The sequence below is a fragment of the Gilvimarinus sp. DA14 genome (genome assembly GCF_024204685.1).
Lineage (GTDB): Bacteria > Pseudomonadota > Gammaproteobacteria > Pseudomonadales > Cellvibrionaceae > Gilvimarinus.
In genome coordinates this window covers 2,876,038-2,900,005 of record NZ_CP100350.1, presented here as the reverse complement: position 1 = coordinate 2,900,005, position 23,968 = coordinate 2,876,038, and the positions used below count along the sequence as shown (strand labels likewise).

The 23,968-nt window shown below is 53.1% G+C and carries 16 protein-coding genes; 7 read left to right on the top strand and 9 right to left on the bottom strand.

Annotated elements, in window-relative coordinates:
- Positions 1-8: 8 nt before the first annotated feature.
- From NHM04_RS12645 to NHM04_RS12625, 5 genes are all read right to left on the bottom strand, one after another.
- A complete protein-coding gene (locus NHM04_RS12645; protein ID WP_254264147.1) occupies positions 9-1,247 on the bottom strand; it encodes an ABC transporter permease in 1,239 nt (412 codons plus the stop codon).
- The gene (locus tag NHM04_RS12640; RefSeq protein ID WP_254264146.1) at positions 1,244-2,359 is read right to left on the bottom strand and encodes an efflux RND transporter periplasmic adaptor subunit; all 1,116 of its coding nucleotides are present in this window, start codon (positions 2,357-2,359) and stop codon (positions 1,244-1,246) included. Before NHM04_RS12640 ends, NHM04_RS12645 begins: the two co-directional genes overlap by 4 nt.
- Before the next feature lie 86 nt (positions 2,360-2,445).
- On the bottom strand, positions 2,446-3,612 hold the full coding sequence (locus NHM04_RS12635; protein ID WP_254264145.1) for an efflux RND transporter periplasmic adaptor subunit: 1,167 nt from the start codon (positions 3,610-3,612) through the stop codon (positions 2,446-2,448).
- Positions 3,609-4,565, bottom strand: coding sequence for an HlyD family secretion protein (locus NHM04_RS12630; protein ID WP_254264144.1), 957 nt, complete (start codon positions 4,563-4,565; stop codon positions 3,609-3,611). Before NHM04_RS12630 ends, NHM04_RS12635 begins: the two co-directional genes overlap by 4 nt.
- A complete protein-coding gene (locus NHM04_RS12625; RefSeq protein WP_305881946.1) occupies positions 4,546-5,250 on the bottom strand; it encodes an ABC transporter ATP-binding protein in 705 nt (234 codons plus the stop codon). The genes NHM04_RS12630 and NHM04_RS12625 overlap by 20 nt, the downstream gene beginning before the upstream one ends.
- A 535-nt stretch (positions 5,251-5,785) precedes the next feature.
- Between NHM04_RS12625 and lysA the strand changes: the two genes are divergently transcribed.
- Genes lysA through xerC form a run of 4 tightly spaced genes read left to right on the top strand, consistent with a single transcriptional unit; the run spans position 5,786 to position 9,550 of the window.
- The gene (gene lysA, locus NHM04_RS12620; RefSeq protein WP_254264143.1) at positions 5,786-7,033 is read left to right on the top strand and encodes a diaminopimelate decarboxylase; all 1,248 of its coding nucleotides are present in this window, start codon (positions 5,786-5,788) and stop codon (positions 7,031-7,033) included.
- Positions 7,034-7,091: 58 nt separating this feature from the next.
- Positions 7,092-7,922: a diaminopimelate epimerase gene (gene dapF, locus NHM04_RS12615; RefSeq protein ID WP_254264142.1), complete on the top strand. Its 831-nt coding sequence runs from the start codon at positions 7,092-7,094 to the stop codon at positions 7,920-7,922.
- Position 7,923: 1 nt separating this feature from the next.
- Positions 7,924-8,613: a DUF484 family protein gene (locus tag NHM04_RS12610; protein ID WP_254264141.1), complete on the top strand. Its 690-nt coding sequence runs from the start codon at positions 7,924-7,926 to the stop codon at positions 8,611-8,613.
- A gap of 4 nt (positions 8,614-8,617) precedes the next feature.
- Entirely contained in the window at positions 8,618-9,550 is a 933-nt protein-coding gene (gene xerC / locus NHM04_RS12605; protein ID WP_305881945.1) for a tyrosine recombinase XerC, read from the top strand.
- Positions 9,551-9,836: 286 nt separating this feature from the next.
- Here xerC and NHM04_RS12600 read toward each other — a convergent pair whose 3' ends face one another.
- From NHM04_RS12600 to NHM04_RS12585, 4 genes are all read right to left on the bottom strand, one after another.
- Positions 9,837-11,324 (bottom strand): tryptophan halogenase family protein, encoded by a 1,488-nt coding sequence (locus NHM04_RS12600; protein WP_254264140.1) that lies wholly within the window; start codon positions 11,322-11,324, stop codon positions 9,837-9,839.
- A gap of 78 nt (positions 11,325-11,402) precedes the next feature.
- Complete coding sequence (locus tag NHM04_RS12595) at positions 11,403-14,231, bottom strand: TonB-dependent receptor (RefSeq protein WP_254264139.1); 2,829 nt, start codon at positions 14,229-14,231, stop codon at positions 11,403-11,405.
- Positions 14,232-14,406: 175 nt separating this feature from the next.
- Positions 14,407-16,257: a glycoside hydrolase family 13 protein gene (locus NHM04_RS12590; RefSeq protein WP_254264138.1), complete on the bottom strand. Its 1,851-nt coding sequence runs from the start codon at positions 16,255-16,257 to the stop codon at positions 14,407-14,409.
- On the bottom strand, positions 16,257-17,873 hold the full coding sequence (locus NHM04_RS12585; RefSeq protein ID WP_254264137.1) for an alpha-glucosidase family protein: 1,617 nt from the start codon (positions 17,871-17,873) through the stop codon (positions 16,257-16,259). The genes NHM04_RS12590 and NHM04_RS12585 overlap by 1 nt, the downstream gene beginning before the upstream one ends.
- A 299-nt stretch (positions 17,874-18,172) precedes the next feature.
- On the opposite strand from NHM04_RS12585, the gene NHM04_RS12580 reads away from it, so the two are divergent.
- The 3 genes from NHM04_RS12580 (at position 18,173) to NHM04_RS12570 (ending at position 23,960) form a co-directional block, all read left to right on the top strand.
- Positions 18,173-20,554 (top strand): glucan 1,4-alpha-glucosidase, encoded by a 2,382-nt coding sequence (locus NHM04_RS12580; RefSeq protein WP_254264136.1) that lies wholly within the window; start codon positions 18,173-18,175, stop codon positions 20,552-20,554.
- A gap of 27 nt (positions 20,555-20,581) precedes the next feature.
- The gene (locus tag NHM04_RS12575; RefSeq protein WP_254264135.1) at positions 20,582-22,087 is read left to right on the top strand and encodes an MFS transporter; all 1,506 of its coding nucleotides are present in this window, start codon (positions 20,582-20,584) and stop codon (positions 22,085-22,087) included.
- A gap of 178 nt (positions 22,088-22,265) precedes the next feature.
- A complete protein-coding gene (locus NHM04_RS12570) occupies positions 22,266-23,960 on the top strand; it encodes a hypothetical protein (protein WP_254264134.1) in 1,695 nt (564 codons plus the stop codon).
- Positions 23,961-23,968 lie beyond the last annotated feature (8 nt).

Sequence of the window (23,968 nt, the reverse complement as noted above, 5' to 3'; positions counted from 1 at the left end):
TTAGTCAATCAATCATGCTGCAGCGCCGTAATCGGATCGAGCTTGGACGCTTTAATCGCTGGGTAAATTCCGAAAATCAAACCTGTGGCGGTACAAAACACCACCGCCACCACCACCGCATTTAACGACCAGGCCACCGGCCAACCGGCAAAAGTCGAGATCACCGCTGCCAGCGTAAAGCCCAGTACAATTCCCAGCAGCCCGCCGATACCGGCGATGGTGACACTTTCAACAATAAACTGGTCGCGCACATTATTTTGCGTTGCCCCTATAGCGCGCAGCAGACCAATCTCATTGGTTCTTTCCAGTACCGTTGCCAGCATAATATTCATAATGCCGATACCGCCCACCAGCAGCGAAATACCCGCTACGCACGACATAATGATGTTGAAAATACGCTGAGTTTGCTCGTGTTGATTCAGCAGCTGAGCGGGAACAACAATGTTGTAATCGTCCTCTTGGCCATGGCGCCGATCCAGCAAGTGGGAAAGGTTATCTGCCGCCGCCTGGGGCGCGACACCGTCTGCGAGCTGCAGGCGGAAGCTGTCAATTTCCGAAGCCATATCGCGAAATTCAAAACGCTTCAGCGCCGTTTGCAGTGGAATATAAATGCGATTGTTCTCACCGGATAATTGCACCCCCTGAAAGCTGTCCTTGCTCAGGTTTTTACTTTCCAGCACCCCTACCACTTCAAGCCAGAGGTGATTCACCTTGATACGCTGCCCCACGGCATCGCCACGGGGAAACAACTGGCTGGCCACGGCGGTGCCGATAACGGCGACCTGCCGATAATAGAGATCGTCATCGGCGTTCAGCCAGCGCCCTTCGGCCACCTGCAAGCTAGCCAGCTCCAGTAAGCTAGGTGTCACCCCCAAAACTTCGCTGTCGCTACTGCTGTTACGACTGTACAAGGCGTAGACTTCAATTTCTTTTTCCGCGCTGTAGGCCGTGGCAAAAGGCAGGGTTTCCATGCTGGCCTGCACATCATCCAGCGACAAACCAACCGAGTGTTTACGTACCTCTTCCAGCCTTTCTCCCCACACCTGTTTTTCTTCCACTAACACATTGCGCAGCCCCATAGATTCAATCAACTCGAGCGCCTCCTGTTCGGCGCCCTCGCCCACGCTAACCATGGCAATTACCGCGCCCACACCAAAAATCATCCCCAGTAGCGTTAAAAACGTGCGTAGGCGGTGATACCAAAGCTGCTCCAGCGCTTCCAGTAAGCTGGTTTTTAACTTCTTCACTTGATCTCTCCCGTGGGCTCAAGCAGAGCAACTTTCTCACCCACTCTCAAGCCATCGATAATTTCCGTCTGGGTTAAACTCCGCAAACCGGTTTTTACTTCACGCCTGGCAAAGCTGGCGCCGCTGGCCACATACACCCAACTATTGTCGTTGTCTTTAAATACCGCTTGGTTGGGCACCGCCAGCGCCGCCTCTTTGTTGGCCACCAAAATCTTTCCCTCGAGCTTTTGTCCTGGGCGCATAAAACTCGGGTCCGATGTATCCAGCTGTACGGTGACCTCAAAATACTTGGTAGGACTACGGGTATCGCGCGGCGCGGCGATATTCGCCAAAGCGACAATTTCTCCGCCCAACGGCTGGTCGGCATAGGCATCCAAGCGAATACTGGCGCGCTGGCCCATTTCAATACCCGCCGCCTCGGTTTCCAGCACATAGAGCTTGGCTTGCAGTTGCGTCAAGCTGGGGATGTAACCGAGCTTGGAACCCGGCCATAGCGTTTGTCCTTCGCGTACTTTTTCCCCGCGCCAGTTCTTAGCATGGACAAAAATACCGTCGGCGGGCGCCGCCACCTCGAGGTTGTTAAGCGCTTGCGCGTTCAGAGAAATGGCGTCGCGGTAACTCTTTCCTTCCAGAGTCAACAACTGTAACTGCGCCTGCCCCTGGGTCTGCTGACTCACCTCCCGCCAGGCCAGATAGAGCTGCTGCGCGGTCAAGTAATCTTTGCTCAACAGCTGATCGATAATTTCATTTTTTGAATAAACCGTTAAATCATCGACACTGAACTTTTCCACCATTTCTTTTTCTTGCTTTACCTCACCGGCCTGCTGCGCAATAGCAAACTGGTTCTGATTCAGCTCGCGTGACGTGATGGTTTGCGACAGCTCGTTTTGGGTCAGCTCCAGTTCGGCGCGCTGTTTTTCCAACTCGTGCTCGGTGCCATCAAAGCGCGCGATAATATCGCCTTTTTTAACCGAACTGTTTTCTTCAGCCATCCATGCCAATGTCAGGCGGCCCCGATTCCCAGAAGGGGCATTAACCGGGGATTCAGCGGCGGAAACCAGCTCGCCTTTGGCGGGCACAGAGAAGTCAAAAGGCTTCTGCGTGACTGTCATCGTCAGTGTATTGGATTGCGGACTCTCACCACAGCCTGCGACTACTAAGACCACCGCGCAATAAAATATTGTTATAAACCTTATTTTCACAAGATAACCTCATCGCCGTTATCCAGGCCGTCTGTAACAATCGCCTCACCCGCCTGGCGGGCGGCGATAGTCACTTCGCGCTCACGCTCGCCCGCCAGGGTTTTAACGCGCACATAGGCTTTGTTATCGCGATAGACAATGGCGTGCTGGGGTATGGCCACTGCCTCTGGCTCAACACGCTGTACAATGGAAAGTCGCGCCGCCATTCCCGGGCGCATAACGTCGGTATCGGCATTATCAATACTGACGACGGCATCAAACACTTTGCTCGGCTCGCGGCGAGACTTCAGGCGCACAATTTTCCCTAAAGATTCCACCCGGCCGCTAAAGGTGCGGCCGGATATAGCATCAAAAGTAATGTCCACACGGTCCCCTGGCCTTACCTTGTAGGCGATTTGTTCATCCACGGTGGTTTCAATGATTAAGCTGTTTAAATCCGGCAGCTCAATTACTTTTTGAATCAGTGAAAACTCATCGCCTTCGGCGGGCTTGTTGCCCTCGCGGTTGGGAACATACACCACTATACCCGAGCGCGGCGCTGTTACTTCCATGGCCGCTATGGCATCGCGCTGCTCGTTGACCTCTGAGGTCAAACGTTCAACCTCTGACTGGGTAATCTCTTTGTCTACAGCCATTTGTGCGATGCGATTTTGCTGCCGCACTTTAGCCATTTGATAATTTTTCTGTGCAATTTCGCGGTCGATTTTGAGTTTTTCTACCTCTAGCCGCGCCATTAAATTATCCACATTACTGGATTTTAATTCGGCTTTTTCCAGTTCCATTTTCGCCTGTGCCAAATCCAACTCGAGCTGTTCGGTTTCTTGCTCAGTATCAAGCGCCTGACTTTCCAGGCGTTGGCGCTCGGTAGCCAGCTGGTTTTGCAAATCGCGCAAACGCGAGTGCTGTTGTTGAGCATCAAAAGCCATTACTTTTTGGCCTTTTTCCACCCAAGTGCCTTCAGGAATCAAAAACGACAGCTTGTGCTGCCAAGTGTACTTTACCGCGGGCGGCCCCAATTCGACCGTTTGCGCCGAAGTGAGCTCACCTGTAGTGCGAATGGCAAGGGGGATGGCAGACTTTTTTACCAGCAACAATTCCTGATCATCGCCGCTGCAGCCGGCCATAAATATCAAAACCACAACCAGAAGCAGTCTGTACGTCATTGCGTCGCCTCCTGTGCCAACTCAACCATAACGCTCATACCGGGCAACAGTTGCTGCTGCGGCTCGGCGGCGAAGCTTATGTCCACATTGATGTAGCCAGAGTTGCCCCAGTATTGTTTGGGTTCGGCCTGATTGCCGATGCGCGCCACTCGACCTTGCAATGTCAGGCTGGGCATGGCATCGAAATAAATTTGAACCTGCTGCCCCTCGGAGATTCGCGCTATATCCACCTCGTTTAGCCAGGCCCGTACTTGTAAATCGTCGGTGGAAGGGATCTCCAACACGCTGAAGCCGCGCTGCACCGAATCCCCTTCGCGAATTTTCTGCCGCGTCCAAGGGTGGTCTACGTACATGGCCGTTCCCGAGCGATCTGCGCGCAAGGTCATATTGTCCAGCATTACTTGAACCCGGCGCAGCTCATTCTCGGCGCCTGCTATCTGTACCTGGTTGCGGGTTTTCTCGGCTTCTACGTCTTTGCGTTTATTGGCTAGCGCCTTGGCTGTTTCATCGGTATCACCCTGGGCGCGAGTAAGGGCCAGTTGATACTGCTCATACTGCAGCTGGCTGAGCAGTTCGCGGGGAATGCCAGCATCCAGCTTGGCTTTTTGCAGAGTCAGCCGAGCTACTTCGTGCGCCTGCTCGGCTTCTCGTAACTCTAAGTTCTGCACTAAATCGTTGCGCTTGCTTTCGGCTTTGACTTTGCGCAGGTTCGCCTCTAGTTGCTCCAGGCTCGCCACCAAGCTTGCGGTATCAAATTGCACCACCGGGTCACCGGGGGCGACTTTTTCTCCCTCTTCAATCATCCAGGAGATCTGCATCATCCAGCTGTCTGACTCGGGAGTGACAAAAACCTGAGAGTTGCGCGCCGCCACTTCGCCGCTTAATAAAAGGCTTTCGCCCGCGGCCGAATAACACAGCAGCAAACTTAACAGACTAATCAGCAAGCGCGGCATTGTGCTCCACCCTCTCTATTACGCCGTCGCGCATATGAATGACTTTCTGCGCGTACTCGGCAATTTCCGGCTCGTGCGTCACCAAAATAATGGTTTGTCCGGCGCGGTGTAACTCGCTGAACAACTCCATAATTTCTACCGATGTTTTGCTGTCCAGGTTGCCGGTAGGCTCATCGGCAAAAATAATTTTGGGGCGATTTACCAGCGCCCGCGCAATAGCGACCCGTTGGCGCTGACCGCCGGACAATTCATTGGGAACATGTTCAAGACGGTGCTCAAGGTTGACCCGGGCGAGCATTTGCTCGGCGCGTTGACGCGCCTCAGCGGGGTCGATATCGCTGTAGCGCAGCGGCAACATCACATTGCGCACAATATTTAAACGCGGCAACAGGTGGAACGACTGAAACACAAAGCCGATATCGCGATTGCGCACCGCAGCCAGCTCGTTGTCGCTCATGGCGCTGACCTCGCGACCACCGAGCAAATAGCGACCACCGGTGGGCTGATCCAGGCAGCCGAGAATATTCATCATGGTGGATTTGCCGGAGCCGGATGGCCCCATGATGGCGATAAATTCGTTCTCGTTGATGCTGAGACTGACCCCCTGCAACGCGGCGACGGTTATCTCGCCGCTGCGATATTCTTTGCGCAGTTGATCCAGCTCAATCATGGCTTTGTTATTCACGGATAATCCTTTGGCATGACTCGACTGTTATTGTAATGGTCGATCCAGCGCAACGTTGTATCCCGAGGTGGGTGTGCTTTTCAAGAAAGGAAGTGCAAAGAATGGCCAGAGACAGCATTGACCCAATAAATCAATCAAACACGCATAAAAAAGGGTGCCCGCAGGCACCCGTAATATCTATGCGTAAAACGCGGCTCTCCCTGTGGCCGAATATCGACCCCGATAGTGAACAACCAGATCACCATCGCAGGAGATGTCCACCTTGAGGACTCACTCAACCTCAAAATGAAACCGGTTACAATTGTGCCTGCACCCCATCACTGCGTCAACCCCTGCAATTGTCCCACCCTCTGCACAACGCTATACTGCGCCCTTTGTTTAAATACTGCCGAAGCCTGGATGATGCGCCTGATACCTTTATCTTTCTGCCTGCTACTGATTTGCCTGTGCGCCAGCTGCGGGCAGACAGGCCCGCTGTATTTACCCGCTGACGAACCCGCCCCCGAGTCGGATTCTGCCCAAAAGTGAGATTTGTATGTCCTTTTTTACCGAGCGCAGCGGCGAGCTGACCATTGAAGACGTTCGCCTGAGCGATATTGCCGAACAATACGGCACGCCCGCCTATGTCTACAGCCGCGCCGCTTTTACTCAACATTATCTGGCCTATGCCCAGGCACTCGGTCAACACCCGGGCATGATCTGCTACGCGGTTAAGGCCAACTCCAATATTGCGCTGCTCAATCTACTGGCCCGCCTGGGCGCGGGCTTCGATATCGTCTCGGGCGGTGAAATGGAGCGGGTGCTGACCGCTGGTGGTGACCCGAAGCGCATTGTGTTTTCAGGCGTGGGTAAAACCGCCGCAGAGATGGCCAAGGCGCTGCAAGTAGGCATTCACTGCTTTAATGTCGAGTCTGAGCCCGAGCTGGAACTGTTGAGCCAGGTAGCCGTGGAGCAAGGATTAACCGCGCGGGTGTCGTTGCGGGTCAACCCGGACGTGGACGCAAAAACCCACCCGTATATTTCTACCGGTTTAAAAGAGAATAAATTTGGTATTGATATCGCCCGCGCGCCCGAGGTCTATCGCCGCGCCGCCGCACTGCCCAATATTGATGTGCAAGGTGTCGACTGCCATATCGGCTCGCAATTAACCGAGCTGGATCCCTTTTTGGATGCCCTGGATCGCCTGCTGGTATTGGTCGATGGCCTGGCCGACGAGGGGATTCACATCAGCCATCTGGATTTAGGCGGTGGCCTGGGCGTGACCTATCGCGATGAGGTACCGCCTGCAGTGGCCGATTATATGGCCGCTATCAAAGCCAAGCTCGGCGGTCGCAAGCTGGCATTGATGTTTGAACCCGGCCGCTCCATAGCCGCGAACGCCGGCGCGCTGCTGACCAAAGTACTGTATTTAAAGCCCACCGAGGCGCATAACTTTGCCATTATCGATGCCGCCATGAACGACAATATCCGCCCGGCGCTCTACCAGGCGTGGCAGGATATTCGCCCGCTGAAAGCGCGCCGCGGCGAGAAAAAGCGCTGGGATTTGGTAGGCCCCGTATGTGAAACCGGCGACTTTTTGGGTAAAGACCGCGAACTGGCGCTGGAGCCCGGCGACACCCTCGCGGTGATGTCCGCCGGCGCCTACGGCTTTACCATGAGCTCAAACTACAACACCCGGCCACGTGCCTGCGAGCTGCTGGTAGATGGCGACCAGGTACACGTGATTCGCGAGCGCGAAAGCTTCGTCGATCTGATTCGCGGCGAGCACGTGATCGAACACTGACACAGCCGCCAACAAATGGGATACTAACCGGCTAACAGCACATCAACCGGACGAAACTATGCGATTGCGCTTTACCAAAATGCACGGCCTTGGCAACGACTTTGTTGTCATCGACGGCATCAGCCAGAAAATCAGGCTAACCCCCGACAAAGTGCGCAAGCTGTCCGATCGTCACTTCGGTATTGGCTGTGATCAGGTATTGTTAGTCGAAGTGCCCAATAGCCCCGATGTAGATTTTCGCTACCGCATATACAACGCCGACGGCGGCGAGGTAGAAAACTGTGGCAATGGCGCGCGCTGCTTTGCCCGCTTTGTACGCGACCGTCGCCTGACGGGCAAAAGCTCTATCAAGGTCGAAACCGCCAGCGGCATCATGACCCTGAATGTCCACGACGACGACGAGGTCACCGTGGATATGGGTGTACCTGTGCTGGATCCCGCCGACATTCCGTTTAGCGCACCCTCTCGGGCCGTCACCTACCCGCTGGAGATTGAAGCGCGCACCGTTGAGGTTGGCGCCGTTTCCATGGGCAACCCTCATGCGGTCACCATCGTTGAGGATGTCGCGCAGGCACCGGTGGACATTCTCGGGCCGATGATTGAGGCCCACCCACGCTTCCCCTCGCGGGTTAACGCGGGCTTTATGCAAATTGTCACCCCCAGCGAGATACGCCTGCGAGTGTACGAACGTGGCGCCGGTGAAACCCTGGCATGCGGTACAGGCGCCTGCGCCGCAGTGGTTGCCGGTCGCCTGCAGGGGTTGCTGGATGAAACCGTCACTGTGCACCTGCCCGGCGGCAGCTTACACATTCAGTGGGCGGGTGAAGGCCAGCCGGTGTTGATGAAAGGCTCCGCCACCAACGTATTTCACGGACAAGTCAGACTGTAATATGAACGACGCCACCGATATTGAAGAAACCCTGAGTGCCACTGATGTTGCGCGGTATCTTGCGGCCAAGCCAGACTTTTTTGTTGAGCACCCATCATTATTGGCCGAGCTTGAACTGCCCCACGACAGCGGCAGCGCCGTTTCTCTGGTAGAGCGTCAGGTATCCGTACTGCGCGATCGCAACATGGACATGCGCCACCGCCTAAGTCAGCTACTGGACAACGCCCGCGACAACGACCGCCTGTTCGACAAAACCAAACGCTTGGTGCTCGAGCTGTTGGAAGGCGAGGACCTCGGCGATATTATCGACGCCCTGCACCACAGTTTCGATAAAGAGTTCAATATTCACTACACCCGCACCATGCTGTTCGGCGATGCGGCAACCCTTGGCGGCAGCCAGGCGCGGGTAGTCAGTATGAATCAAGCGCGCGAACATATAGGCTCCTTGATTCGCGACAACCGCGCTTTTTGCGGTCACTTAAACGATACCGAATGCCGCTACATTTTCACCGATGTGGCCGAACAGATTGGCTCGGCCGCCGTGGTGCCTCTGGTACACGGCAAAACCTTCGGCCTAATTGCCATTGGCAATCGCGACCCCAAGTATTACCGCTCCAGTATGGGTACACTATTTTTGGGCTACATCGCCGAAGTACTCAATCGAATCATGCCGCGCTATTTGCCCAGCTAAGACCATGGCTATGACGCAGGGGCTACCTTTTAACGACGAGATCAATGGGTTTTGTCGTTACCTGCAAAGCGAAAAGCAGTTATCCGAGCGGACTCTGAATGCCTACCGGCGAGATCTGAACAAATTGCAAAGCGGCTGCCAAGAACGGCACATTACCTCTCTCGACAATATTCACAGCCAAGACATTCGCATGCTGCTGGCCGAGCAACACCGCAAAGGCGCCAGCAGTAAAACCCTACAGCGCTGGCTCTCCAGCCTGCGCAGTTTTTTTCGCTACGCGGTAAGGCGTGGCTGGCTCGATGCCAACCCAGGTAACGGCCTGCAAGCGCCCAAAGCCGCCCGCAAATTACCGAAAACGCTGGATGTAGATCAAAGCAACCAATTTGTGGAAGTACAAGGCGATGGTTTTGTCAGTGTGCGCGACCGCGCCATCGTCGAGCTGTTTTACTCATCGGGCTTACGCCTTTCCGAATTGGTCGGTATTAACGTCACAGATTTAGACTTGCGCGACGGTTCGGTTTTAGTGACGGGTAAAGGCAATCGCCAGCGCCGGGTTCCCGTTGGGCGCTGCGCCATAACCGCGTTACAGGCTTGGCTTAACGAACGTAAGCAACACGCCCCGGCCGCTGAACCCGCATTATTTTTAAGCAATCGCGGCAAGCGTATCAGCCAGCGCAACGTGCAAGCGCGGTTGCAGCAGATAAGTTTGCGCCAGGGTATGGGCCAACCGGTTCACCCCCACATGCTGCGCCACTCTTTTGCCAGCCATATGCTGGAGTCCAGCTCGGATTTACGCTTAGTGCAAGAGTTACTGGGGCACGCCAATATTTCTACGACGCAAATTTATACTCACTTGGATTTTCAGCACTTAGCCAAGGTTTATGACCAGGCGCATCCGCGAGCGCAAAAGCGCAAGGATAAAAACGGAGAGGAATAAAAAAGCGCGGCCAAAGCCGCGCAAAACATAAAATAACAAGGAGGTCATGCCTAACTCGCATGAGCGGAGCTCAGAACTTACTCTTCCAATCGTGTGCCCATACACGCACTCCGCAGCTCACATAATCAGATTACGCCCGAGGCATACATCTCTCAAGCCGCTACATACGTATTCATTCAGTAGTTCGGTATGTATACGTATTCAACCGGCCCTGGCGAACCAGAAAAGTAAGAACCCAATCCGGCAAACACACTGTTATCTGAAAAACAGATTCATTTTCTATGACTTATGCACAATACCTCTGCAGAAAGTCATCGTGCGAAAGCATTGTTTCTAGCGGCTCGCGTTTTAATCGCTCGGTTTGCTGCATAAATCCCTGCAACTGAGTCTCATCCATTGCCCCGGCCAGGGGGTGGAAATCACGCGGCTCTATACCCTGCCCTAATAACACTTGCAGCCAGGACGACTCAGCGAACACATCGTTGCGCTCGCGTACCAATACGCCCTGGGCCGCAAACACATCGATTTTATGCTGCAAACTCTCGGGAATACTCATGCGCGCCATCTGCTGCCAAAACTCGCTGTCTTCACGGCAATTGAGCTTATAGTGAAGGATTAAAAAGTCCCGCACCTGTTCATACTCAATGCGCGACTCTTTATTGTACTGTTTAACAACATCAGCCTGAATCCCTGCGTGAGGAAAATATTTCAGCAAGCGGACAATGGCCGATTGCACCAGGTGAATACTGGTTGACTCTAAAGGCTCTAAAAAGCCACTGGCCAACCCCACCCCAATCACATTTTTATGCCACTGCTGGCGTGCCCGCCCGGTACGAAAGCGAATAACCCGAGGATCGGCTACAGGCTTGCACTCTAAATGTTGCAACAGGGTTTGAGTTGCTTGTTCATCACTGCTAAAGCGACTGCTGTAGACCAGGCCATTACCTTGGCGATGCTGCAACGGAATTTGCCACTGCCAGCCCGTGCCATGTGCAATAGCACGAGTGTAAGGACGAGTTTGCGCCAAGCGCTCTGAGGGCACAGCCACGGCGCGGTCACAGGGTAACCAATGGCTCCAATCGTCAAAGCCAACACCTAATTTCTGTTGCAATAGCAAAGCGCGAAAACCGGAGCAGTCGATAAATAAATCTCCACCGACGACTTCACCCGAGGCCAACAGCAGCTGTTCCACCGCCCCTGTATCGTGGTTGATGGCGATATGCTCAACCTTGCCCTCTATTCGCTTTACACCTAGTGCCTGGCTGATCTTACGCAAATAGGCGCCGTAGAGGCCCGCATCAAAATGATAGGCGTAGGGAAGCTCCAAACGCGGATCGCGAGTATTGAGCTTGGCAAATTTTCCGGCGCTTAAAGCCAAATAATTTAGATCGTAATCCCATAAACTTTTATTCAGCCCGGCGCGCTTGGCGCGTAGCCAGTATTGATGAAACTGACAGAAAGCGCTGCTTTGTCCGGCCGATGAGAAGGTGTGAAAATAGCCCTCCCCCTGCTGATACCAATTTTCAAATTTAATCGCGAGCTTCATGGTGGCGTTAGTCTCACGCAGAAACTCCGCCTCGTTGATTCCCAGCACTCGGTTAACGTGCTGAATAGGCGGGATGGTCGCTTCGCCCACGCCCACGGTGGCAATATCTTCGGACTCAACCAGGTTAATATCCACGCTGGTGCCCAGTACTTTTTTGAGCAGTGCGGCGCTCATCCAGCCGGCTGTTCCACCACCCAATACCACTACCTTTGTTATTGTTTTTTGCACACCTTCTCTCCACATAATAAAAAAGCCCCGCTACACAGGGAAAGTGTAGCAGGGCTATAGCGACTTACTTTAACCAGACTAGAACTTGTAGTTAACACCTAACAAGTAGTTGGCGCCAAAGCTCTGATACTGAGTGATCTGGCGCGGGTCATCTTCGTTAAACTGCACCGTGTCCTCGTCGGTGAGGTTCTGCGCCTGCAGGGTGACGCTTAGACCGTAGAGCGACTCAATACCCGATTCGCTAAAGTCGTAGCCAATTTGCGCATCCCACAGCTCCGAGCCCTGACTTCTGGTGTCTACCAGCGACAGACTCACACCACGAGTTTCCGTGAGATACTCAGAGCGCTTGCGACCGCTGATACGGAACTCAAAACCACCGCGCTCGTAGTATGCCGTCAGCTGATAAATTTCATCCGACAGACCGGGCACATCCGATTCATCGTCTAACTCACCATCGTTAAAGGTGGCGCTGGCCAATAAACCAAAACCATCCAAAGCATCGCTAAAGAGGTGGAAAGGCAGGCTGGCCTGCAACTCAATCCCGTTAACCTCACCGGTTAAACCGTCTTCACGGTTGGTTACCAGCCCTTCAAACAGCACCGGGGGTTCTCCGGTATTAGCGCTCTGGTGGTAGCCGGGAATATAGTAAGGCGTAAAGTCTTGTACGGTTTCGCCCTCGCGGTGCCAGTTCACTAAATCTTTATAGAACACGGCGGCGCCCAGCATACCGTCGGCGGCGAAGTACCACTCGTAAGACAGGTCATACTGGTTGGCTTCCAATGGCTTGAGTTCAGGGTTACCCGAACTACCGCTCCAAGGGCTATTGTTAATGTCCGAGGGCTCTAGAATCTGCGCATCGTTAAACGAGAACTGCACTGTGGTATTGGGGCGCATATCATCCATGCGCGGGCGGCTAATGGTTTTAGAAGCCGCAAAGCGTAGGGTGTGATCTTCAGCCAACATAAAGTTCAAGTTCATGCTGGGCAGCCACTTACCAAAGCTGGTGCCGCCGCTCACCGGAGTGGCCAGCACATAGAGATCGGGGCCAGTGTAAGAGCTGAAACCCGTAGACTGCTGGTCGGTTTCTACGTACTGAACACCTAGATTACCGGTCATCTCTACACCGCCAAAATCAGCAGCCAGGTCGGCCATGGCGTAGACAGTAGTGATCTCTTCATCGACGGTGTAAGTGTCGCCCTTACGGCCCGTCTCCAGATCTTCGGCTGCAGTTTCCGTGTAGAAGCCGCTTTGATACAGCGCGATGGAGTCATAAGCGACTATGTCACCAAGGCCGATAAAGTCCAGGTTGGCGCTGCCTTCGTAGTATTCCTGCGGAATAGGTCCGTCGCTGGGCCAAGTAGGTGCGGTTAGGTAGGCGCCGGTATTGAGCTTAGTTTTAGAGCGATCAGAATAATTCACACCCATCTCCAGACCACTGATCAAGCCCCAGTCAACCTCGCCGTTTACGGTCATACGGAAGCTGTCCAGGGTTTCATCAAAGTCAGGCGAGTTGACAAAACCATCCTGAGCGGTGGCGTAACCCATGGGTTGACCTTCACTGGCCTGGAACTCTTCAACCGGAGCCAAGGAGCCGCCCCAAGCCTGTGGCCCAGCCAGGCGCACTAAGTCAGGATCGGACAAATCGGGTGCATTAATACTGGGATGAGCGCTGTACATAACGCCGGTATCGGTAATGGTCCAGGCACGCGCGGTGGCAGGGCCCTGAGTGGGAGACTGAGCGCGGCCCACGCCCGAGTAGCTTTCGATGTTGGTAATGGTTTTTTCCACATCGCCAGTAGACGCATCAAAAGCCACCGACCAATCATCGCTGATATCGTATTCCACGTTCACGCCAAAGGTGGTCAACTCGGCGTCTTTACGCTCAGCATCGTTGCGCACCACGGAGTGGAAACCTTCAAAGTAGCCGCTGGTAACCAGACCGTCTTCAACCCCGGTAACGGTGTAGTTAGGTGTGCCCCATTCCGCACCGCCCTCTTCTAAGCCGCGGAATACTTTGTCTTCGCGAAAGTCGATATAGAGCGCATCAACGGTAATGCTTAGACGCTCAGTGGGTTCGTACTGAATCACGCCGGCTACCGAGTCGCGCTCCATCAAGCCCGAACGCACAAACGAGTCATGGCCGCCGTTAATGACCTCATCGCCAGCCAATGTGACTCCATCGGCCAATGTGGCGTTGCCGGTCACGTTGGCAAAGCCCCAGTTGCGAAAGTATTGCTCTTGGCTAGGCGACTCCATAGAGGCCAGTGACAGTGACACGCCCAAGGTGTCATCGGCAAAAGAGTCAGAGTAGGTAAAGGCTAAGCGGTGACCATTATCGTCAAAGTCCGGGTTGGCGGACTCCATCCCATTTTGCTCATAGCTGGCGTTAAAGGCAATAATGCGATCGTTATCCAGCGGACGAATGGTACGCATATCTACCGTGCCACCCACACCCTGAGTCATCAGGCTAGCATCGGGAGTTTTATACACCACCACTTGATTAATGATCTCTGCCGGATACAGATCATATTCAACCCCACGGTTATCACCCATCCCCAGAAGCTCGCGGCCGTTGAGGGTAGTGCCCACATAGTTTTCATTAAAACCGCGCACCGACAAACCGCTGGTGCGACCATCGCGACGCTCACCGGCCAAACCGGGCAGGCGGGCCAGGGACTCGGCGATACTGGTATCGGGTAGCTTACCGATATCTTCGGCGGTTAAGGCTTCGGTAACGGATGTGCTTTCGCGCTTGATCTCTTGCGACCGCTCGATTACCGAGCGAAAGCCAGTTACCACAACTTCTTCTAACATTGAGTCTTCTTGCGCGTATACATCGATAGAACCTGCGGCCATAGCCACAGTCGACAGGAGCGCCAGAGCGGGATTGAACTTACGTTTTATCATGATTTGATCCTCTCGCCAGGATAGTAATTTATTGTTTTGATTTATCTAAATGGGATGCCGGTGATTATCTTATTAAGCCAACATTACCTGTGGTTAATACTAGGCTTGGCCCTGTTGCCAAACAACACACTGCATACGTATTCAATCCCTATGCAGTGCTGAATTACATACGTATTCATTGCAGCTCATACACCGAAACTGATTGCGCCTGACTGCGTAAGGCTTGCGACAGCGTGGTTGTTTTGCCGCTGGCGACATCGTGCGCTTGATTGAAGCCTGCCAGTCGCTGCTCGAAAATTTCAGGGTCCAGGCTTTGCGCGGAATCACTGTGGTTAATCATCACCATTACGCTAGTGTCGTCGGTATAGCGGAAGTAGACATACACACCGTCGCGAGGTGCATAGTGCATTAACTTACCCTGTTTCACTGCGGCGTTGTTCTTGCGCCAATTAAGCCAGAATTTGAGAAACTCCTGAGCCTCTACTTGCCGCTCGGTTAATCCTTCTGCGGTAAAGGCGTTAACCTGATCATTCGGCCAGCCGCCGGGAAAATCCGTGCGAATCACGCCGTGATCATCGGTCCCGGGGTTCGTCATTAGAATCTCGGTGCCGTAATATATCTGCGGAATCCCGCGCAGCGTTAGGGTCATAATCATCGCCATTTTCCAGTGCTCATAGTTTTCATTCAGCGATGTATAGATCCGGCTCATATCGTGGTTATCGGGAAAAATCACCAGATTGTAAGGGTCGGCGTAGAGAAAATCGTTACTCAGGGCCTGATACATCTGCACCATCCCCTCGCCCCAGGATTCCGGATTGTTCAGCGAATTCAAAAGCGCGCGCTGCCAGGGGAAGTCCATCATGCTGGGGGTAAAAGATTGATAGCCATCAAAGGTTTGCTTGCCCTCTTGCCAGTAGGCAACCACCGCAGGGTTTTCTGACCACTCTTCTCCGACAATGTTAAGATTGGGGTACTCGGTCATTACCGCTTGGCTCCAGTCAGACAAAAATGTTTTGTCCGGGTAGGAGTAAGTGTCCACACGTATGCCCGAAAGCCCCGCGTATTCAATCCACCAAATAGAATTTTGCATCAGGTAGCGCGCCATAAACCGGTTGCGTTGATTCAAGTCGGGCATGGTGGGAACAAACCAGCCATCGCTAAATTCCTGCTTGTCTATTTCGGCCGCATGTGGGTCGCGCAGAGATTCGCGTCGGTGACTGGTGGGAGAAAACGAGGCGTTGTAGTTTATCCAGTCGGTGAAGGGTAAGTCGTTCATCCACCAATGGCCGGAACCACAGTGGTTGAGAATAATATCTTTAATTAATCCCAACCCTTTTTCAGAGGCCTGATTTGATAGAGAAACATAGAGCTGGTTACTGCCCATGCGCGGATCGACACGGTAAAAATCGGTAGTGGAATAGCCGTGATAGGAATAATCTTCTTGAGCATTTTCCAATACGGGGTTTAACCACAATTGGGTAAAGCCCATGTCGGCTAAATAATCCAGATTTTGTATGACACCCGCAATATCGCCACCGTGACGACCGCCGGGGTTATCGCGGTTTACGCCTTCGCTTAACCCTTTTACCCGGTCATTATGCAAATCGCCATTGGCAAAGCGATCGGGGGTAATCAGGTAAATGACATCTTGCGCTGAAAACCCTTTACGCTCCGCTGAATTGGGGCGACGGGATTTGAAGATATATTGAGTACTGGCCAGTAACTGTTGATCGGCGTAAAAGTTTAAGGACACCGATTGTGCACTAAGCGCATCCTTAAGTTTTAGATCGACAAACAAATAGTTGGGGCTATCGGCAGAGTGCAGCTGCGTTACGCTAACGCCGGGCCCGTCAATAACGACAGAGTCAGTGCTTCCAATATCTTCACCGTACACCATCAGTTGCAAGGTGTCAGATTTCATTCCCGCCCACCAAAAAGGCGGTTCTATACGATCTATGTCAGCACCTTCGGCATAGCCAAAAACCGTAATAGCAGCAACAAAAATAATCGAGCGGAGTCTGTTCATTACACAGCCTCCGCCATAAAGGCCACACCATAACCTGGCAAATGTAGCTTATTGCCGCACAGCTCTGCCGCAAAACCGGATTCCTCTAACAAACGGGTAAAACCTTCGGGTAGCTCGAGCGTTTGCGGCTTGGCGGAAAAATTAAAACAGCAAAACAGTTTTTCCTCGGCCACGCGCGTAAAAGCCAACACATCCGAGTTGAGATCGTAAAATTGAATGCTTCCATGACAAAGCGCGGGCTGGTCTTTGCGCCAGTGTAAAAAATGCCGGTAAGCATTGAGGACAGATGAGGGGTCGTTATCTTGTCTGGCCACATTCATCGCTTTGTGTTCCGAGGCAACGGGCAACCAGGTTTTTGCGGCGCTGGAAAAACCGCCGTTTATCTCATCGCTCCAGGGCATAGGGGTTCGGCAACCGTCGCGCCCTTTAAACATAGGCCAAAAGGTGATGCCGTAGGGATCCTGCAATTGCTCCAGGGGTAAATCGACTTCGGTCAGCCCCAGCTCTTCACCCTGATAAGAGCACACACTGCCGCGCAGGGAAAACACCATGGCGTTAAGCATTTTGGCGAGCTCATCGCAGGCTTTGTCGCCACCCCAGCGGCTCAGTACTCGGGCAACATCATGGTTACCAATAGCCCAGCAGGGCCAGCCCTCGCCTATGCCTTCCTCTAAGGATTCCACCGTCGAGCGCACATACTCAGGAGAGAAGTCGTCTGTTAACAACTCAAAGCTGTAGGTCATGTGCAGCTTGTCACCGCCGCGTGTGTACTCTGCCATGGTGGCCAGTGAATCTTCCGACGAAATTTCGCCCAAACTAACTGTGCCGGGATAGTGATCCAGCAAAACTCGCAAACGCTGCAAAAACGCTAAATTTTCTGGCTGGGTATTGTTGTACCAATGCCGCTGAAAGGCGTAGGGGTTGTCTTCACTGAAGCCTCTACCTTGCCTTTCCGCCGGTGGTTTCGGCGGGTTGTCGCGAAGCTTCTGGTCGTGAAAGCAAAAGTTAATGGCATCCAAACGTAAGCCGTCTACGCCTCGCTGCAGCCAAAACTCTACTTCTTCTAATATTTGCGCCTGCACCTGCGGGTTATGAAAGTTTAAATCCGGCTGGCTTTTAAGAAAGTTGTGCAAGTAATACTGGCCGCGGCGCGGCTCCCACTCCCAGGCGCAGCCACCAAAAATAGACAACCAGTTGTTGGGGGGCGTGCCATCTTCTTTGGGGTCGGCCCACACATACCAGTCAGATTTATCATTGGTTTTATCGAGCCGACTTTCGCTAAACCATTGATGCTGATCGGAGGTATGACTCAGCACCTGATCAATTATGACTTTAATGTCGCGGCTGTGCGCCTCGGCGATTAATCGATCAATATCATCCAATGTGCCAAACAGCGGATCAACATCGCGGTAGTCGCTGATGTCGTAGCCAAAATCTTTCATTGGCGATTTAAAAAACGGGGATACCCAAATGGCATCCACATCCAGGCTTTTTATGTAATCAAGCTTACTGATAATACCGGGTATATCACCGACACCATCGCCGTTGCTGTCCATCAAAGAGCGGGGATATACCTGATAGATGATGGCGCCGCGCCACCAGGGTTGCTGCTGCATGAAACTACTTCCTCACCAGTTACGCGCTGGCATCGTTATTGTTTTTTGCAACCTCAAGCCTCCCGCCGCAAAACCGAAACTGGCTTGCTTTGAGCGCGGGCCGAGTTGCAATAGCATGAGGCTAGATTAGTGCAGCGAGGAAATTAGGCGCAATAGACTGCATACGTATGCATGACAAAGATGCATTGAATACGTATGTAATTCATTGAGTGGACACATTCGAGCTATTATTGTGCAAGCACTACTAGCCAAGGTGTGATTTTTACCTAGCTAACATAAGATGAATGAGAAAAATAATCATGCTACAGAAACTTCTTGCCTGTTCGGTTATCAGCTTCGGCGCCCTGTGCACCAGTGGCTGTAACGATTTAAACACTCAGCCGCCTTCAGCCATGGCCCACGGCGCTCCGGGTCAGCCCCCCACTTGGGCTTACTCGGGCAAAACCGGCATTGGCACCAGCTATGAACAATACCTCGATGGGCAGTACAGCAATGCCGCCGCGACCGGTGATGTCAGCAAGGTGTGGTTTTCTATCGCCCAAGGCATTGTCACGGAAACCATGTTTGGGCTGATACATGAGGCGCAAATAAAAGACATGGAGCTGGTGATTCAGGGAGCAGACTTTGTCCATTACGAGAGCCAGGACACCACCACGAAAATTGATTATCTGTACAAGGACGCCGCGGGCCGGCCTTTGTCCTTGGCCTATAAAATCACCAATACGGACCCACAAGGTCGCTACCGAATCGAAAAACACGTATTCACCGACCCCAATCGCAATAGCTTGTGGCAGCGGGTTATTTTTACCGCCTTTGAAGACGGCCTGAGTGCCTATATGGTGACCAACCCTCACGTCGCCAACACCGGCACCAATGATTCCGCCTGGACCCAAGGTGGCACAGCCTTCGCGCGCGACGGCGACAATGTCATTGCCATTGTCGGACCAGAAGGCAGTAACCCAAGCGTGGGCTTTGTCGGCACCTCTGATCTAGCCACAGACCTCGCCGATAGCAGCCAAGATTGGCATTACAACTCCACCGGTGACGCCTTGGGCAATGTAAGCATTAGCCATGCTTTACCGGTGGGCAGCAAAAACCCACAGACCTGGGATTTTGTCCTCGCCTACGGCAACACCACTGAGCAAGCGCAATCCGTTGCCAACGCCAGCTTAACGCAGGGCTACGCGGACACCCTGGCTCATTACAACGGCACTGGCGATGCCATCGGCTGGGAAGATTACCTAGCCGGCCTCGCCCCCTTATCAGAGCTCTCTGCCTCCGCTACCGACGGGGGAAAGCTCGCCTACGCCAGCGCCATGGTACTCAAAGCGCAGGAAGACAAAACCCACGCCGGCGCCCTGATTGCCTCACTATCAAACCCCTGGGGCGACGTTGTCCCGGCCACAGAATCCTCAACCGGTTATAAAGCCGTGTGGCCACGGGATTTCTATCAAGTCGCAATGGCTTTCCTGGCGATGGGCGATACCGAAACACCACTGGTGGCGTTCCGTTATCTGGAAAAGGTACAGGCATCGTCCAATACCCCAGGCTATTCCGGTGCGCCCGGCTGGTTTCTGCAAAAAACCCATGTAGACGGCACACTGGAGTGGTACGCCGTGCAACTGGACCAAACGGCCATGCCGATTATGCTGGGCTGGCAGCTTTGGCAAAAAGGCATTCTCAGCAACGCAGACGCCACCCAGTGGTATGAAAAAATGCTGCGCCCGGCGGCCGACTTTTTAGCCGACGGAGGCCAGGTAAACCTGGGCTGGAACGACACTCACATCACGCCCCCCTATACACAGCAAGAGCGCTGGGAAGAACAAGAGGGCTACTCGCCTTCCACTACCGCAGCGATTATTGCGGGGCTGGTCACCGCGGCGGAATTTGCCACCCAGACGGGCGATAGCGAGCGCGCTGCGCGTTACCTGGCCCGTGCGGATCAGTATCGTCAGCAGCTTGATCAGCAGACCTTCACCAATAAAGGAACCTTGGCCGGAGACGGTCGCTACTATTTGCGCATCTCTCAGAATGAGGACCCTAATGATCAGGGCGGCCTTACTCCACGCAATGGCCAAGGCGCGCTGAACGAAATCGAAATTGTGGATCCGGGCTTTTTGGAATTGGTGCGCTACGGCGTTCACGCAGCCAACCATCCTGAGGTGGTCGCTTCGCTGGAGGAAGTGGACAGCGATGCCCTCCCGGATTACCTGCGCGTACGCTACGAATTTCCAGAGAAATCCAATACGTATGTCGGTTGGCGCCGCTACGGTGGAGACGGATACGGTGAGCGCATTACTGATGGCCGAGGATACCAAGCCGAGGGCGAAAACCATCCGGCGCAGCGCGGCCGTGTCTGGCCATTTCTCACCGGAGAACGCGCTCACTATGAGCTGGCTCGACAAAAGGTGCGCGGCGAATTAGATGTCGCACAGCTAAAAAGTCGTTATGTGGCCAGCATGGAGTACTTTGCCAACGAAGGGCTGATGCTGCCCGAGCAAGTCTGGGACGGTGTCGGCAGCAACGAGGCGTACGGTTACGAGCTGGGCGAAGGCACAAATTCGGCAACCCCGCTGGCCTGGACCCATGCCGAATACATTAAACTGTTGCGCTCGCTTGCCGATGAAGCCGTGTGGGACTATTACCCTCCGGTAGGCGAGCGCTACCAGCCAGCCGATTAAAAGAATAACAACAGACGAGACTGAGTTATGAGCACACCATCGCAACGGCCAGAGCTTAGCTTCTGGCAAATCTGGAACATGTGCTTTGGTTTTATCGGCATACAATTTGGCTTTGCCCTGCAAAATGCCAATGTCAGCCGTATTTTCCAAACCCTCGGGGCCCAAATAGACGACTTACCCATACTCTGGGTCGCCGCACCACTGACCGGACTGCTGGTGCAGCCTATTGTCGGCTATTTCAGCGATAAAACCTGGAACCGGCTCGGCCGCCGCCGCCCCTACTTTCTGGTGGGCGCCATAGCGACCAGTGCATCGTTATTTTTTATGCCGCACTCGCCCACGCTATGGATCGCAGCCGGAATGCTGTGGATTATGGATGCCTCGATCAATATTTCCATGGAGCCTTTCCGCGCGTTTGTCGGCGACATGTTGCCACAAAAGCAGCGCACCCTCGGCTTTGTCATGCAGGCGTTTTTTATCGGCGTTGGCTCTGTGGTCGCCTCGTGCCTGCCATGGCTTATGGCCAATGTTATCGGCATTAGCAATACAGCGGCCCCCGGTGTTGTACCCGATTCGGTTATCTGGTCGTTTACCCTGGGCGGTTTGGCCGTATTACTGGCGGTGGGCTGGACGATTATCCGCACGCGAGAGTACTCGCCCGAGCAACTGGCAAAATACAACGAGGCCGAAGGCCAGCTGAGCCCGGAGCACTCGGCAGCTATTAAGCCCGCCAGCTACTACAAAAAAAGCGGCCTGGCGTGGTTTGCTATCGGGGCTTTGGGCGCAGCACTGATCGCTGTTTTTTCACTGCACGCAGAGCTCTACATACTCGCGGCCTGCAGTACCGGCTTTGGCGTTTTACAGCTCATTGCCGCCAGCCTGCAAGATCGCGGCGCCACAAATCATGGTCTTTATCAAATTACCCACGATTTTTTCCACATGCCGCGCACCATGGTTCAACTGGCACTGGTGCAGTTTTTCAGCTGGTTTGCTCTGTTCTCAATGTGGATTTACATCACGCCCGCTGTCACCAGCCACCACTACGGGGCGCTGGACACAAACGGCGAGCTCTACAACCAGGGGGCTGACTGGACCGGTGTTTTGCTGGGCTCATACAACGGCTACGCTATGCTGGCCGCATTTATTATCCCAGCTATGGCGCGCAAGCTAGGCCAGAAACTCACACACAGCATCAACCTGCTGCTGGGCGCCTTAGGGTTTGTTTCATTTTTGTGGGTAAAAGACCCAGCCTGGCTCTTGGCCTCGATGGTAGGCGTTGGCTTTGCCTGGGCCTCGATTATCTCACTACCCTACGCCATGCTCTCCTGCGCCTTACCCGGCCATAAAATGGGCGTATATATGGGAATATTTAATTTCTTTATCGTCATTCCGCAAATACTCGCCGCCAGCGTGCTAGGCCTGATTGTGCACACCGTCTTCAAAGATCAAAGCATCTACGCCATGCTATTAGGCGGTGTCTGTTTTGGCATAGCGGCTTTAGCCACACTGAGGGTAAAGCAACCCCTGGCCTAGCCACCCGCAGGCTAAGCTGCTGGATTCATTAAATCCAATCGAGCAAGCTCGTCACCTTCTTTTCAGCCAGCCAATCCGCTAACATTGAGCCCCAGCCAACCAGGTAAAATTTTACTGGTTGGCTTATGGCGCGTAAAAGCGCGAATTAATTCCTCCTACTTAATAGCGTGAGCCGGCCTTGCAAGATCAATCATCTTTCTTTAACTGGATTAGCAAGCTCTCTGTCCGATTGCTTCAGTCCACGCCTGCATACTCTTATACAGCGATTTTTTTGTCACTGGTAAGCCAAGCCGCTCTTATGGTGGGTACCTTACTGCCCATTAAGGTCGTGATGTTACTGGGGACTCCTGACGTCCCCGCGTATATTCCCACGCCTTTTGATCAATTATCCAAAGACTCTCTAATTCTTCTGCTGACTCTTGTAGCAGTTGCCATGTTCACTGTATACCTAGCCTCGGACAAGCTTTGCGCACAATGCATTCATAAATCGTGCGATAAAATCGTCAGGCAAACTGGAAAGGTAATACTATTTGAAAACCAAGAAGAGCTGGCAAAGAACGCCTACCAAAAAATCGTCACTTCGATAGCAGGAATACTATTCAACGGCCTAGTATTTGTAGTGGTCGGAATCATTTACCCAGGTCTTTTCCTGCTTCTTACTGCCGTCGTCTTTGTCAGCGCGCCCATCGCCAGATGGCTTTTAAACAAAAGTCGCCGGCAAAGAAAACCAGCTATTTATAATCGCGCCGTACAAAACTTAGGGACCATCAGCTTTTTACTGAGCTTTGCCTTTATTGTCGTAGATCATCTCTATTTGTCCGCCCCGTCAATTTTGCTCACGATTATCGCACTCATTTTATCCCGTCAAGCGTCCAGCAAATTTTGCGCAGCAGCTATTGATCTTGCGGACATTGCAAACAAACGCGAGAAAGTATCAGCCATATTTTTTGAAGAGCACATCCTTTTTAACACAAGTATTCCGCACCAGGACAGTCTCGCGAGCATGCTAACTTTCGAGGCACGAGAAAACTGGCTACCGGAAATACTAGCTAAAACGCAGTGGCAAATCGATGACCGCTATCAGATCAGCACCAAGTGGTTACAGACAAATGTCGCCAATGTATTTGCACTCTGGATCAAAAACAACGCAACGGAACAAAGCTGTATTATCAAGCTTTTTGATAGCAATAAAAAAGCTTTGGCTCAACACGAAGCCAGCTTGCTTGTCAGCGCAAGTGCAGATTGCCTGCCCGCACCTGACCTTATTTATACTGGCTCACTGAATGGATTGCCTATTAACCTTTTAAAAACGGACGGTTTTTCCCCCCTAACAGATCAAGAGCAGTTTGCCGAACTAGCCACCGCAATAAAGGAAAAATTGGTGCTCTGGCCTGTCCCGGACGAGTTACGTAGCGCCTATCTAAAAGCACACCCTCTTCTGTGGCAAAAGCTCGACATGACAACTTTCGAACAACTTGTTATTGCAGCCGACGCCAATGAACAAACCTTGATTACGCAAATACAACAACGCCTACCTAAAATTAAAAGCGCGTTGGCAACCCTTCCAGTTTGCTTACATAACCCCAACATTGCACCTCACACCGTGCTAGCCAATGAACAAAGCGCCCTCGCCTATCAATGGGGACAATGGGGTATGGACATTCTGGGCAGTCAGTATCCCACGACACCTTATGGACAAAAGTGCCTCCGCAGCGCCATTGATAACGCCAATTTAGACGTAAACGTGGCTCTGGCGGAGATTGCCAGCTATCTCGCCAGCCTCCTGCTGCACCTCAGCCAACAACGTTATCTGGATGCTCTTGACCTGCTACCACCGGTTCTCGAGCGTCTCGATGAGCTATCGATTTCGTAAACAAAGTA